General features: G+C 60.5%; 13 protein-coding genes. 6 read left to right on the top strand and 7 right to left on the bottom strand.

Annotated elements, in window-relative coordinates; translation table 11 throughout:
- Positions 1–17: 17 nt before the first annotated feature.
- The gene (locus CKW07_RS05845; RefSeq protein WP_095144004.1) at positions 18–1826 is read right to left on the bottom strand and encodes a di-heme-cytochrome C peroxidase; all 1809 of its coding nucleotides are present in this window, start codon (positions 1824–1826) and stop codon (positions 18–20) included.
- A 271-nt stretch (positions 1827–2097) separates the two neighbouring features.
- Between CKW07_RS05845 and CKW07_RS05840 the strand changes: the two genes are divergently transcribed.
- The 5 genes from CKW07_RS05840 (at position 2098) to CKW07_RS05820 (ending at position 4785) form a co-directional block, all read left to right on the top strand.
- The gene (locus CKW07_RS05840; RefSeq protein ID WP_095078378.1) at positions 2098–2811 is read left to right on the top strand and encodes an FKBP-type peptidyl-prolyl cis-trans isomerase; all 714 of its coding nucleotides are present in this window, start codon (positions 2098–2100) and stop codon (positions 2809–2811) included.
- 291 nt (positions 2812–3102) lie between these two features.
- On the top strand, positions 3103–3558 hold the full coding sequence (locus CKW07_RS05835; protein ID WP_095144003.1) for a YkvA family protein: 456 nt from the start codon (positions 3103–3105) through the stop codon (positions 3556–3558).
- Between the two features lie 115 nt (positions 3559–3673).
- A complete protein-coding gene (locus CKW07_RS05830; protein ID WP_095144002.1) occupies positions 3674–4015 on the top strand; it encodes a helix-turn-helix transcriptional regulator in 342 nt (113 codons plus the stop codon).
- Complete coding sequence (locus CKW07_RS05825) at positions 4012–4383, top strand: hypothetical protein (protein WP_003223109.1); 372 nt, start codon at positions 4012–4014, stop codon at positions 4381–4383. The genes CKW07_RS05830 and CKW07_RS05825 overlap by 4 nt, the downstream gene beginning before the upstream one ends.
- Positions 4384–4785 carry a sel1 repeat family protein gene (locus tag CKW07_RS05820; protein ID WP_095144001.1) on the top strand — a complete coding sequence of 134 codons (402 nt, stop codon included), beginning with the start codon at positions 4384–4386 and terminating at the stop codon, positions 4783–4785. It begins immediately after the preceding gene.
- A gap of 38 nt (positions 4786–4823) precedes the next feature.
- Here the strand turns inward: CKW07_RS05820 and CKW07_RS05815 are convergent, their stop codons facing one another.
- Both CKW07_RS05815 and CKW07_RS05810 read right to left on the bottom strand, forming a co-directional pair.
- Entirely contained in the window at positions 4824–6581 is a 1758-nt protein-coding gene (locus CKW07_RS05815; RefSeq protein ID WP_095144000.1) for a bifunctional diguanylate cyclase/phosphodiesterase, read from the bottom strand.
- A gap of 128 nt (positions 6582–6709) precedes the next feature.
- Positions 6710–8797 (bottom strand): carboxy terminal-processing peptidase, encoded by a 2088-nt coding sequence (locus CKW07_RS05810; RefSeq protein ID WP_176465281.1) that lies wholly within the window; start codon positions 8795–8797, stop codon positions 6710–6712.
- 138 nt (positions 8798–8935) lie between these two features.
- On the opposite strand from CKW07_RS05810, the gene CKW07_RS05805 reads away from it, so the two are divergent.
- Entirely contained in the window at positions 8936–9898 is a 963-nt protein-coding gene (locus tag CKW07_RS05805; protein ID WP_095143998.1) for an NAD(P)H-quinone oxidoreductase, read from the top strand.
- Between the two features lie 60 nt (positions 9899–9958).
- Here the strand turns inward: CKW07_RS05805 and CKW07_RS05800 are convergent, their stop codons facing one another.
- The 4 genes from CKW07_RS05800 to CKW07_RS05785 form a co-directional block, all read right to left on the bottom strand.
- On the bottom strand, positions 9959–10612 hold the full coding sequence (locus CKW07_RS05800) for an HAD family phosphatase (RefSeq protein WP_095143997.1): 654 nt from the start codon (positions 10610–10612) through the stop codon (positions 9959–9961).
- Between the two features lie 114 nt (positions 10613–10726).
- Complete coding sequence (locus tag CKW07_RS05795; protein ID WP_095143996.1) at positions 10727–11716, bottom strand: ABC transporter ATP-binding protein; 990 nt, start codon at positions 11714–11716, stop codon at positions 10727–10729.
- Positions 11713–12513: an ABC transporter permease gene (locus CKW07_RS05790; RefSeq protein ID WP_095143995.1), complete on the bottom strand. Its 801-nt coding sequence runs from the start codon at positions 12511–12513 to the stop codon at positions 11713–11715. The genes CKW07_RS05795 and CKW07_RS05790 overlap by 4 nt, the downstream gene beginning before the upstream one ends.
- Positions 12500–13336, bottom strand: coding sequence for an ABC transporter permease subunit (locus CKW07_RS05785; RefSeq protein ID WP_176465276.1), 837 nt, complete (start codon positions 13334–13336; stop codon positions 12500–12502). The genes CKW07_RS05790 and CKW07_RS05785 overlap by 14 nt, the downstream gene beginning before the upstream one ends.
- Between the last annotated feature and the right edge of the window lie 5 nt (positions 13337–13341).

Below are 13341 nucleotides of genomic sequence, written 5' to 3'. Positions count from 1 at the left end.
TGGGTTCGAGTCGAGGGTCATGGCAGTTGCGCCTCCAACGGGCCACCAAGCACTTTCAGGTACTCCAGCAGTGCCCAGCGCTCCTGTGGTTGCAGCAAGCGTCCGATGACCCCGTTGCCGCGTTCGCCGGCACGGAATTCGTGACCGCTGTTGTGGTTGCCGGTAATTCGCGTGTCGAACTCAAAACCGTTGGTAAAGGCTTGCGTGCGATACCCCAGATGCTTCGGGTCGTACTCGAAGGTGCCTTTATAGAAGGTGGTCGCCCGTTCATCCTGGGGTGAGAGCAGCTGGTAAATGCTTGGCACCGATCCGTTATGCAGGAAGGGCGCCGTTGCCCATACGCCCGCCAGGGGCCGGGCTTTGTAGGCAGTCTTTTCGCGCACCCCGATGGGCAGGCCAAAACCGTCCATGGTCGGACGTTCCTCGGGCGTGACAGCGGCCTCGCGATAAGCGCGGCGCTCAACGAAAGCGGTGACGTAGGCCAGGCCTTTGGCGACCGAGAGCTGGCTCAGGTCCAGCGGTTCCTCGGGCGCGGGCTGCAGCTTGACATCGAGGTTGGCCAGTTCCGCCGGGTCCCATTGCAGTGAGCGCAGGTCGAACCGGTGGTTGGCAATGTTGTTGGCCGCACCCGGGTCGGTGCCAATCACCTCGACCGGGAGCATTTTCAGCTTCTTCTCCGGTCGCCCATTGGCCTGGGCCACGCTCGGAACATGGCAGCCGGCGCAGTTTTCGGCGAACAGTGCGCGCCCCTGGGCCGCCAGCGGCTTGTCGATGTTGCCAAACAGTGCTTCGGGCCAGGCGGGCGGTTGGAGGCGTTTCAGGGTTTCTTCGATCAGGTGCAAGTCGCGCACACGGACGCTGGAGGGGTAGCGCTCGTCGCCCTTGAGCGGTTGGCCATTGGCATCGAAGAAGTTCAGCGTCGCGCCGACCCCCAGGGCTTCACCGACATTGCGGGCCATCGGTTGCTGGGCCGAGCCGTTCCATTGCACCCAGTCGAAGGTCCAGATATCCCAGAGCTGTGGATAGTCCACCGGGGCGTTGGCGACGCGGTAGTTGTCGGGGGAAATGGCGTCGCCGAAGGCGGCGTTGGCGATGCGTCCGAACGCGTCGGTGCGCCCGGGGCCTTCTTCGGTCGGGTAGAGACCGCGATGGGTATCGTTCCAGGCGACGCCCAGAAAGATGTCCAGTGAGGCCTTGACGTCCTGGCGCAGTTGCGAGTGCCCGGCGTCGTAGTCCTGGCCCAGCACATTGCGGGCGAAACGCTCGAATTTCCACGGGTTGTAGTAGGTAGAGGCCAGGCTGGCGACCAGCGCTTGGCCGAAGCTGCCGCCTTGCAGTGTCGGTACGCTGGAGGGCAGTACATGTTGTGCGGTACCGCCATCGATACGTACGGCCTGGCCTTTGAACCGCAGTTCTCCGGTGTGGCAGGCGGCGCAGGTAATATCCAGAAACTCTTCTTTGCTGCCGGAATTCTGATGGCGGGTGAAGCCTACCGGCAGGTTTCCAGGGTTGCCTGGCGTGGCTTTTTGCGCCGGATCCACCAGGAAACCGAAGCGCGCCAGGTACTCGGGCGCGGCGAAGCGTTGCTGCGAAAACGGCAGTTCAAGGGCGTTGAACCAGGTGTAGCGCAAGCCCTTGACCTGGGTACCCTGGGGCGTGAAATAGAACGTCTGACGGTCGTCGGCGCTCCATTGCGGCAGGTAATGAACCTGCTGGGCGGGCGTATAGGCCGGTAGTTTCGGGTTGGCAACGTAGTACAGCACCACGGCCAGCGCGACCAGCAGCAGGGCCGCGATCAGTAACAGCACACGGAATAAGAGGCGCAAGATAAACATCCTTGTCGATTAAGTATTTTGTTATGCCTGAGGCGTAGTTCAGCAGCAAGTAGCCATTACGCCAGATGTCGTGCGAATCGGCATCCGCAACCATGGGGGTAGGCTGACAGAAATTTCATGCTCACACCTGAGTAAAACGCGTTAAAAGACCTGAACTTATCGGACGTTTCCTGCTCTCATGCCGGTAGCCATTGGTCGTGGCGGCCTGATAAGCTCGCGGCTTTACTCGATTGCCCTTTAGGCGCATGAACAAGGAAATAGCATGAAACAGCATCGGTTGGCGGCGGCGGTGGCCCTGGTTAGCCTGGTACTTGCGGGTTGTGACTCGCAGACCAGCGTTGAGCTGAAAACCCCGGCGCAAAAAGCTTCCTACGGTATCGGCCTGAACATGGGCAAGAGCCTGGCACAGGAAGGTATGGATGATCTGGATTCCAAAGCTGTAGCCCAAGGCATCGAAGATGCCATCGGCAAGAAAGAACAGAAGCTCAAGGACGATGAACTGGTCGAAGCTTTCGCTGCGCTGCAAAAGCGCGCTGAAGAGCGTATGGCCAAGATGAGCGAAGAGTCGGCTGCCGCCGGCAAGAAATTCCTCGAAGACAATGCCAAGAAAGCCGGTGTGACCACCACGGCTTCCGGCTTGCAGTACGAAGTCGTCAAGAAGGCCGATGGCGCTCAGCCCAAGCCGACCGACGTGGTGACTGTTCACTACACCGGCACCCTGACCAACGGCACCGTTTTCGACAGCTCCGTCGAGCGTGGCAGCCCGATTGACCTGCCGGTCAGCGGCGTGATCCCGGGTTGGGTCGAAGGCCTGCAACTGATGCACGTCGGCGAGAAGTACAAACTGTACATTCCTAGCGAACTGGCCTACGGCGCACAAAGCCCTAGCCCGGCAATCCCGGCCAACTCGGTGCTGGTATTCGACCTGGAACTGCTGGCGATCAAAGATCCTGCCAAGCAAGACGCCGAGAAGTAATCAGCGTCTGGTATGACAACAACGCCCCGCTCATCCGGGGCGTTGTTGCATCTGGTGTCCGGTGGCCGGGCATTCGATTGAACGGATGCCCTGGGCTGGCGTCATAGCACTGAAAGGAGTGCCGATAGCCCGTAAGGTTGCCAAGTCAATGAAATATTGGGTTTTTTTATGTGAGTAAAAAACGCCCGATCTGACCGGGGCCCTTGTAAAACGGGGCTTTGAGGCGTGAAATAGGGCTCTGTTCACAAGGTTATCCACAATTTGTGTGGATAACATTTCAGTGGGGGGATGATGAAAACACCCTGGAGTTTCGCTCGGTTTCTGCCGTTGGCCGGTCGATTGATCAGTCGTGGACGTTTGCCGACACTGCTGTTCGCAGTGGCCCGCAAGGGCGCCAATCAAGGCTGGCGGCTAGGTAAGCTCAAGGATGACCTGCGCTTGCTGCAGGCACTGTGCCTGGCGTACTGGCGTGGCGAGTACCGTGCCATCAGCCCCAAGGCGTTGGTGGCGGTGGTAGCGGGGCTGATGTATTTCCTCAGCCCGATTGATGCCATTCCTGATTTCCTTCCCCTGTTCGGCATGTTCGATGACATCGCCGTGCTCGCCTGGTTGATGAAAACCCTGGCCGATGAGCTGGATGCTTTCCGTGCCTGGCGCAGCCGTCAGCGGCCGGAAAAGCTGGCCGTGGTGGAGCGGTTGCCCGATACACCGGAGCAACTGCAACTGCAGGGCCCGAAAAAAACCTGAGCCGAATCAGGTTCATCTGCAGATTGATCCCCCCTCGCGACCTTGGCGGCTGTTAGGATTACACTTCTAGGGAAAAGTGCCGACTCGCTAAGTGTTGTTGTCCTACGGGGTAGTCATGGATATTCAGATCATTGCACGTGATGGCGAGCCCGAGTATGCGGTGTTGCCATGGGCTCAGTATCAAGCGTTATTGAAAGCAGCAGGCGTTAGCGAATCACCTGCACGTGAAGCAACAGCTCGTCACGTGTCCTCCGCAGACCAGGAACTTCCCGGTCTGGATCAACTACGCAGTTTGCGTGAAGCAAAGGGCATCGCGATCGAAGCGCTGGCCCGCACGGTAGGCATCAGTCCTTCTTACCTGGCCCTGATTGAAAGCGGCGAGCGTCAACCTGACGCTGCGATCCGCCGCAGCCTGGCCTGGGAGTTGAAGGTGCAGGGATGGAGGGATGAATCGTGAGTGTGCGAATCAGTCGTCAACACTGGGACGGTCTATTGGGCGAGCTGGACCAGGCCCGTCGACAGCGTCACCTGCTGACTTACCGTGCGTTGCTCGAGCGCTTGCAACTCCCCACGCCGGCCATGCAAACCCTCACTGCGGCCCTTGAACACCTGGCGGCCCTGGATGCCAAGGCCGAGCAGCCCCTGCGCAGTTCGCTGGTGATCAGCCAGGGCGCCAGTCGCCTGCCGCGCACCGGTTTCTTCGAATGTGTCGAGCGCCTGGGACGGTTTTCCGGGCCGTCCGATGGCGTCGCGGCGGCATCCTGGCATGCCTCGGAAGTGGTTCGGGTGTTTGAATACGAATACCCTGAATCCGCGGAGGCCTGAGTGTTCTTACGACTCAAGGCGCATGTCGGTTACTGGCTGGCACGCCGGTTGTTTCACTGGTCGTGGTTTGTGCGCCAGCCGCGCGGCTGGCACTGGCTCGAAGGCCAGTTCGCACGCATGGCCAACCTGGGAGATGTCGGCGCCCAGAGCTTCTATGGGCACATCCTGACGTTTCGCGGCGTCGGCCTTGGTGCTCGTGAGGAGGGCGTGCGCTTGCTGCGTCTGGCCGCCTTGGCGGGCGATGGCAAAGCAGCCTATCAGGTAGGCGTGATCAGCCTGGCCGGAACGCCGGGCAAGGCCCCGGACGCTGCCGAGGCGGCGCGCTGGTGGCGGATGGCAGCCAAGGCAGGGCATCCCCTGGCCGAGCACAAGCTCAAGGCGCTGGAGCCCGGTTCGCACTAGCCTTGCCGGCACTGGCGATCTTGCGGGCGCCCGGGTTTTCAGGCACTCGCCAGGCTATCAATCACATGCACGCTATACCCCGGCACATGCTTGGCGTGGTGCTTGGCATGTGACGCCAGCTCTGCCAAGCGGCTGGCATCGAGTTGTCCGCAAGCCTGTGGGTGCAGATGCACGACGCCGATGGACAGGGACAGCAACGCATATTCCTGGCGTACACCCTGGCGATTGACGGCGATAAAGCACCCCGCCTCCAGGTGCTCGGCGCGGTAGAAGCGCCGGCACTGACGGTGGAAGTCTTCATGCAATTGGTTCAGGCGTTTTTGCCAGTCTTCCGGGCCCAGTACCAGCAGGAAGTCATCGCCGCCGATATGGCCGACGAAGTCGCGACCGGGATCGATACATTCGTTCAGGCATTGCGCCAGGCAGAGCAGGACTTCGTCGCCACGGCCGTAGCCATAGATATCGTTGAATGGCTTGAAACTGTCGATGTCGACGTAGCAGATCACCGACTCGCGGCGCTGTTGCAGCAACCGGGTCAGGCACTGCTGGATGGGCACATTGCCCGGTAGCAGGGTCAGCGGGTTGGCGTATCGGGCCTGCTGGATCTTCAGTTCGGTAATCAGTTTAAGCACGTCGATCACCCGTCCCAGCCCCAGGTAGCGACCAGTGAGGGTGATGATGAAGTCCTCTTCGATGCGCTGGCGAGCGCGGCTGGTGATCAGGCGGCTGACCTGTTGCAGCGACTGGCTGAGTTCCACGGCGAGGAAGTCATCGTTCATCAGGCGGCTGATGGGTTTACGAGCGAACAGATCGGTGGCAAACGGCTTGAGCAGTGCGTCCGAGAGTGAATGACGGTGAACGATGCCGCAGGGTTGGCTCCGCTCGTCGAGCACCGCCAGCGAGTTCAGGTTGGCTTGGCGGCGAAAGGCTTCGAGCACGTTGGCCGTCGGCGTATCGTGGCGCACGGCAGGTTGCTCGTTGAGCAAGGCGCTGAGGTCGCGCAGTTCATCGTTGAGCGCCACAGCGCTGCTGTCGTGCCTGGGCAGCATGTTGCGGGCTTCCTGTGGCGGATGTTCCTGCGGCCGGCACAACAGGTAACCCTGAACCAGATCGATGCCCATTTCGCTCAGCACCGCGAGTTCTTCCGGCAGTTCGATACCTTCGGCAATCACCTGGGCCCGCGAGGCTTTGGCGATTTGCAGGATCGAGCCGACGAACTCGCGCTTGAGGGCGTCCAGGTGAATGCCGTCGATGAAATGCCGGTCGATCTTCACATACTCCGGACGTAATTCCGACCACAGCCGCAGGCTGGAATAGCCGGCTCCCAGGTCATCGAGGGCAATCGAAAACCCCATCGCCCGATAGTGATGCAACGCGTTTTGCAGCAGCTGGAAATCATCGGTCGGTGTTTGTTCAGTCAGTTCGATGACCACCTGGCTCGGCGGGATGCCGAGGTCCTGGAGCATTTGCAGGGTTCTGCCGGGTTGATGGCCGGTTTCGAGCAGGGATTCGGGGGAGACGTTGAGAAACAGCTTGCCTGGCAACCGCTGCTCGCTGAAGCGGCGGCAGGCGCTGTGCCGGCAGGCGATCTCCAGTTCGCTGAGGCGCCCGGCCTGGCGGGCCACGGAGAACAGGGCGAGCGGGGAGTGCAGGGGGTTGTTGGAAGGGCCTCGGCTGAGGGCCTCGTAACCGAGAATGCGTCGTTCAGAGAGCGAAACGATGGGTTGGAACAGACTGTGCAAGGCCCCTTGAGCCAGAATTGAACTCAAGGCACTCAGCTGTTCGGTGGTGGTCATGGCAATCTCTGGCGATAAAAAAAGGACCGGGTCCGCCTTTGTTGGAAGGCGGACCCAGTCCTGTATTTCACGACAGATTGATGACTGTTTGATGACGTTCCAGGGGGAACGTCAACATTGAATTGCCATCACTTCTTGGCGCTGGCGACCGCCGTGTTCAGCTTCAAGTAATCCAGGAGAATCCGCCCGGTTTCGCTCAGGTAGGCATCGTCTTCCGGCTTGGTCTTGTCTGGCTCGGCGGCGATGGCGTCTTCGTCTTCTTTCTTCAGCTCTTTGAGCGGCGCTTCACCCTTGGCCTTGCGACGCAGGTTTTCCATCGCCAGCTGCTTGGCCTCGATGTCGGCGTGCTGAGCCCGGCGCTCGGCCTCGTTGAGGCTGACGGTTTTTTCCGTCATCAGCTTCTGGGCCAGTGCCAGTCTGTCACGGATGAACACGAACTCTGCGTCCTTGTCCGTGCGCGCGTCATGCTCGGCCTTGAGCTGGGCGAGGAAGGGCTTGAACGGGTCGACGGCAGGCTTGATCGCAGGCCGAATGGTGTCCCACGGCATCGCTTCGGGCAGGGCGCTTTCGCCGATTTCCTTGGTGTCGATCAGCGACGGGTAGTCGATGTCCGGCAGTACGCCCTGATGCTGGGTACTTTGGCCGGAAACCCGGTAGAACTTGGCCAGGGTCAGTTTCAGTTCGCCATGGTTCAGCGGCTGAATGGTCTGCACGGTGCCTTTGCCGAAGGTCTGGCCACCGATGATCATCGCACGGTGGTAATCCTGCATGGCGCCGGCAAAAATCTCCGAGGCGGACGCAGACAGACGGTTGACCAGCAACACCAGCGGGCCTTTGTAGAAGGCGCCAGGGTTTTCGTCTTCCAGCACGTCGACCCGGCCATCGGCATTGCGGACCAGCACGGTCGGGCCCTTGTCGATGAACAGGCTGGTCAGTTCGGTGGCTTCCTGCAGGGAACCGCCACCGTTGTTGCGCAGGTCGATGACGACGCCGTCGACTTTGTCCTTTTGCAGTTCGGTCAGCAGTTTCTTGACGTCGCGGGTGGTGCTCTTGTAGTCCGGATCACCGGCACGGAACGCCTTGAAGTCCAGGTAGAAGGCCGGGATCTCGATGACGCCCAGCTTGTAGTCCTTGCCGTCTTGCTTGAGGTTCAGCACGGACTTCTTCACCGCCTGGTCTTCGAGCTTCACCGCTTCGCGGGTGATCGGCACGATCTTGCTGGTCTGGTCGTTCGGTGCGTTGCTGGCCGGAATCACTTCCAGGCGCACCACGGTCCCTTTAGGCCCGCGGATCAGCTTGACCACTTCGTCCAGGCGCCAGCCGACCACGTCGACCATCTCTTTGTTGCCCTGGGCAACGCCGATGATCTTGTCGGCCGGAGCGACCATCTTGGTCTTGTCGGCCGGACCTGCCGGTACCAGGCGCACGACTTTTACCTGATCGTTGTCACTCTGCAACACGGCGCCGATGCCTTCGAGGGACAGGCTCATGTTGATGTCGAAGTTTTCCGCGTTATCCGGTGACAGATAGTTGGTGTGCGGGTCGTAGGACATGGCGAACGTATTGATGTACGCCTGGAAGATATCTTCCGCACGGGTCTGCCCCAGACGCGACAGCTGGTTCTTGTAGCGCTTGGTCAGGGTTTCCTGAATCTGTTTCGAGTCCTTGCCGGCGATTTTCATGCGCAGCACTTCGTCCTTGACGCGTTTGCGCCACAGGTCGTCGAGCTCGGCAGTGGAGGTGAGCCACGGAGCGTCCTTGCGATCGATCAGCAAGGTTTCCTTGGGGGTGAAGTCGATCTTGTCGACGCCTTTGTTCAGCTCGACCAGGGCGAACTCCAGACGCGCTTTGACGCGGTCCAGATAACGCTTGTAGATCGTGAACCCGGCGTTCAGGTCGCCGCTTTTGAGGAAGTCGTCAAACTGGGTTTTCCATTTGTCGAATTCGGCGATATCGCTGGCCATGAAGTAGCTGCGCGACGGATCCAGCAGCTTCAGGTAGCTGTCATAGATGATCAGCGAACGGGCGTCATCCAGGGGCGGCTTGCTGTAATGATGGCGCTTGAGCAACTCGACGACGTTCAGGCTGGCAATCACCTCGTCACGACCGGGCTGAAGCTTGTCCCAACTATTGGCTGCGAACGTATCGGGCGCGAGCGACAAGCTGCCCAAGCCAATGAAGAGTGCGAGTGCGGTGCTGGAGAACAAATGCTTCATGCCGATTCGACGCGGGGACAATTGATAACGCATATTAGGCCGTCTTTGAAGTCGCCGGTTCCACAAGAACCGGTCGCATAATGCAAAAAACCCGGCGCTATAGCACCGGGCTCAGTCCAGACTCACTATGGAGGCACTGTGAAGGCATTGCAAGGCGTTGACGGACATGTGGCGTGGGTTGAAGCGCCGACACCGGTCTGTGATGTGGGGCAGGTTCGCATTCGTGTGGCGGCTGCGGGCTTGAATCGGGCGGACTTGCTGCAGAGGGCCGGGCTCTACCCTGCGCCTCCCGGGGCCAGCCAGGTGTTGGGGCTGGAGTGTTCCGGGGTGATCAGCGAGGTCGGCCCGGGATCTTCCTGGCAGGTCGGTGATCGCGTGTGTGCTTTGCTGGCCGGTGGCGGGATGGCTGAAGAGGTGGTGGTCGACGCTCGCCACGTATTGCCAGTGCCAGAGGGCTTGTCGCTGACCGAAGCGGCAGCCTTGCCCGAGGTGTACAGCACGGCCTGGTTGAATCTGTTTCAGCTGGCGGCACTCAAGCCGGGTGAAAAGGTGTTGTTGCATGCCGGGGCAAGTGGTGTTGGTTCAGCCGCCATTCAGCTGTGCAAGGCGTTTGGCAACCCGTGCTGGGTCAGTGTCGGTTCCACCGACCGCCTGGCCTACTGCCAGGCGCTGGGTGCGCAAGGTGGCGTCGTGCGCACCGATGGCCTGGAAGGCTTGAGCGAGCTGGGACCCTTCGATGTGATTCTCGACCCGGTGGGGGCCAACTATGCCGAGTTGAACCTGAAGGTATTGGCGCGTGATGGGCGTTGGGTGTTGATCGGATTGATGGGCGGTCGAGAGACCCGGCTGGACCTGGCGCAAGTACTGGCCAAGCGGATCCAACTGGTGGGGTCGACCTTGCGCAATCGTGACGATCAGTTCAAGGCTGATCTGCTCAGCGATCTGAGCGTGCATGTCTGGCCACTGTTCACCGAAGAGCGCCTGAGCCCGCAACTGGTCAGGGCCTTCCCGATCCAGGACGCCGAAGCGGCGTTTGCCGAGCTGGCGAGCAACCAGGTATCGGGCAAGCTGGTGCTGGTGATTGACGAGAGTCTGGCCTGACGACACTGGCGATCGTTCCCATGCTCGCGTGGGAACGATCATCGCGGGCAAATCTTGCTCCTACTTCCAGAGATGGATCGGCCAGCCGGCCTTTTCGGCATGTTCGCGCAGTACCGGATCCGGGTTGACCGCATGGGGATGGTCGACCTTGAGCAGCAACGGCAGGTCGTTGCGTGAGTCCGAATAAAAGCTCGCGCCTTCAAGGTTTTCCTCTTCGGCGTCCAGCCACTCCAGCAGGCGCGTGATTTTGCCTTCGCGGTAGGTCAGGGTGCCGACGGTCTGGCCGCTGTAGGCCCCTTGCCGGACCTCCAGCTCGATGCCGAGAATTTCGTCGATACCCAGGCGCTCGGCAATCGGCCCGACCAGGTGGGTGCCCGAGGCGGAGATGACCAGGATCCGGTCGCCGGCCTTGCGGTGGGCGGCAATGGTCCTGGTGGCCTCGCTGAAGATGATGGGCTCGATGAAGTCCTCCACCCAGGGCTCGACCAGGTGCCGGACTTCTTCCGGTGTCCGGCCGATCAAGGGTTCCAGGCTGAACGTCATGTACTCCTCCATTCGCAGCTTGCCGTGACTGTAGGCGTCCATCAGCGCGTTGTTCTGGCGCATGAACGACTCAGGGTCGACCCAGCCCAGACGGCCCATCTGTTCACTCCAGAGGGTAGCGCAGTCGCCATGGATAAGGGTTTCGTCCAGATCAAAAATTGCCAGGGCCATCAGTGGGGTTCTCTCTTGAGAACAGCTTCAAGCGGCAAGCTTCAAGCTGCAAGGTGGATAGAGGTAGTCGGCAGTTTAGACTTGCAGCTTACAGCTTGAAGCTTGCAACTGCTCTTAAGCTACCTCACACAGGGCAGTGGGATCGATGGAAAGTGCCAGGCGTTGACCGTCGGCATGCAGGTCAGCCGCCGAGCGGTTAAGCACATCCACCACCAGTTCCACACCGCGCGCTTCGATCCGATAGCGAATCACATTGCCCAGCAGGCTGTGGCTGCGGATCAACGCATCCGGCTGGCCATCGAGGCTCAGCTCGATGGCTTCCGGGCGAATCGCGATGCGGCTGTTGATGGGCCGTTGCAGCAGTTGGCTGGCGCTGGCGGCGTCGAGCAGGTTGTAGTTGCCAATGAAGCCGGCCGCGAACGCATCGACGGGTGCGGTGTAGAGCGTCTCGGCATCGCCGCTCTGTACGATCTTTCCCTGGTTCATCAGGAAAATCCGGTCAGACATGGTCAGGGCTTCTTCCTGATCGTGTGTGACGAAGATGGTGGTCAGCCCCAGTTCGCGCTGGATCTGCCGAATCTGCTCGCGCAGGTGTTTGCGGATTCGCGCATCCAGCGCCGACAACGGCTCATCGAGCAGCAACAGGCGCGGGCGGGTGACCAGTGAACGGGCAAGGGCCACGCGCTGGCATTGCCCCCCGGACAGTTGATGGGGGTAGCGCGCGGCGAAGTCGGTCAGTTCCACCAGTTGCAGCACTTCCAGTACGCGCTTGCGACTGTCATCGGCGTTGACCTTTTGCATGCGCAAACCGAAGGCGACGTTCTGCTCCACGGTCATGTTGGGGAACAGCGCATAGCTCTGGAACACCATGCCGATCCCGCGCTTCTGAGGGCTGAGGGGCACCAGGTCCTGGCCCTCAAGCAGGATCTGGCCACCGTCTACCTCGGTCAGCCCGGCGATGCAGCGCAGCAGGGTGGATTTGCCGCATCCGGACGGACCGAGCAGGGTGACGAATTCGCCTTTCTGGATTTCGCAGTTGATGTCGCTGAACACGGCGGTGCCGGCGTAGCTTTTTTGCAGGTGTTGGACGCTGACGAAGCTCATTGGCTTTTGTCCTTGTTCAAGATATTGGCAGCCCAGGTCAGAACCAGCACAAAGAAGAAGTAGGAGATCACCAGCGCGCTGGTGAAGTGACCGCTGCTGTTACGCATGTTGTTGAGGTAGACCTGCAGGGTTTCGTAGCGAGTGCCGACGAGGATGTTGGCGAACACGAACTCGCCGAACAGAAACGAGAACGACAGCAGCAGTGCCACCATCAGGCCTTTGCGCAGGTTCGGCAGCACCACCAGGAACGCCGCCTGCCAGGTACTGGCGCCCAGCAGCTGGGCGGCGTCCATCAGGTCGTGCAGGTTGATCGCTTGCAGGTTGTTGGTGATCGCCCGGTACATGAATGGCAAGGCCACGGTGAAGTAGCACCCCACCAGAATCCACGGCGTACCGACCATCGCGAACGGCCCCGAGCCATAGAGCTGCAACAGCCCCACCGAAGACACCACTGGCGGCACGGCAAAGGGCAGCAGGATCAGGATGTTCATCAGCGCGTCGAGTTTCGGAAAGTGGTAATGCACCACGAACAGCAGCGGCAGAATCAGCACCACGGAGAGTATCAGCGCCCCCACGCACACCAGCAGCGATTGACCGAAGGCCGCGAGAAAGCGCGGGTCGCTCCACAGCTGGATGTACCACTTGAAGGTAAAGCCGCTGGGCAGGACAGTCGCCGACCAACTGCTGGCGATCGAGTAGATCAGGGTGCCGGCCAGTGGCAGCAGCAGAATGGCAAACAGCAGGTAAACCACCACGCGGTGGTACACGGCGACAGAGCCGGATTCAACGCGAGACATGGTAGCTCCTCTTCAACAGCAACTGATGGACCACGGTCACCAGGGTCATCAGGCTCACCAGCACGACCGCCAGGGCACTGGCCATGTTCGGGTCCAGGGAGATGTCACCCGAGACCATTGCCGCGATGCGGATCGTCAGCACGTTGAAGTTGCCGGTGGTCAGGGCATAGACAGTGGCGTAGGCACCCAGGGCATTGGCCAGCAGGATCACGAAGGTCCCGAGCAGGGCCGGGGTCAGCACCGGCAGGCCAATGTGCCGCCAGAATTGCCAGCTGCTGGCGCCCAGCAGCGCCGCCGATTCACGCCAGTCTTCGCGCAGGGCGTCGAATGCCGGGTACAGCAGCAGGACGCCCAGAGGAATCTGGAAGTAGGTGTAGAGAATGATCAGCCCGGTTTTGGAATACAGGTTGAAGTCCTGGATGATCCCGGCCTGCTTGAGCATGATGGTAATACTGCCGTTGAAGCCCAGTAGGATGATGAAGGCAAAGGCCAGGGGCACACCGGCAAAGTTGCTGGTCATGTTGGCAAAGGCATTGACGAAGTTGCGCAGTTTCGAGTCGACCCGGCGCAGCGAGTAGCTGCCCAGGATTGCAATGAAGATGCCGAACACGCTGGACCAGAAGCTGATCTCGAGGCTGTACTGGATGGCCTGCAGGTAGAACTTCGAGTTGAAGATCCTGTGGAAGTTGGCCAGGCCCCAGCCGAACTCTTCCGATTGCAGGCTGTTGATCATGACCCAGCCCAGCGGGGCGATCTGGAACACGAAAAAGAACAGGGCAAAGGGCACCAGGCACAGGGCGGCCAGCCATTTGCCGCGAGTCATGGAGT

It is taken from the genome of Pseudomonas sp. Irchel s3b6, assembly GCF_900187415.1.
Classification (GTDB): Bacteria; Pseudomonadota; Gammaproteobacteria; order Pseudomonadales; family Pseudomonadaceae; genus Aquipseudomonas.
The sequence above is the reverse complement of the archived record's forward strand: the minus strand, read 5'-3'. Positions and strand labels throughout refer to the sequence as shown.

Bases quoted from the DNA above. Each gene is read 5' to 3' on its own strand.
- CKW07_RS05790 (WP_095143995.1), bottom strand. From the start codon at position 12,513: ATGTCTCGCGTTGAATCCGGCTCTGTCGCCGTGTACCACCGCGTGGTG.
- CKW07_RS05810 (WP_176465281.1), bottom strand. From the start codon at position 8,797: ATGAAGCATTTGTTCTCCAGCACCGCACTCGCACTCTTCATTGGCTTG.
- CKW07_RS05785 (WP_176465276.1), bottom strand. From the start codon at position 13,336: ATGACTCGCGGCAAATGGCTGGCCGCCCTGTGCCTGGTGCCCTTTGCC.
- CKW07_RS05795 (WP_095143996.1), bottom strand. From the start codon at position 11,716: ATGAGCTTCGTCAGCGTCCAACACCTGCAAAAAAGCTACGCCGGCACC.
- CKW07_RS05815 (WP_095144000.1), bottom strand. From the start codon at position 6,581: ATGACCACCACCGAACAGCTGAGTGCCTTGAGTTCAATTCTGGCTCAA.
- CKW07_RS05840 (WP_095078378.1), top strand. From the start codon at position 2,098: ATGAAACAGCATCGGTTGGCGGCGGCGGTGGCCCTGGTTAGCCTGGTA.
- CKW07_RS05830 (WP_095144002.1), top strand. From the start codon at position 3,674: ATGGATATTCAGATCATTGCACGTGATGGCGAGCCCGAGTATGCGGTG.
- CKW07_RS05800 (WP_095143997.1), bottom strand. From the start codon at position 10,612: ATGGCCCTGGCAATTTTTGATCTGGACGAAACCCTTATCCATGGCGAC.
- CKW07_RS05835 (WP_095144003.1), top strand. From the start codon at position 3,103: ATGAAAACACCCTGGAGTTTCGCTCGGTTTCTGCCGTTGGCCGGTCGA.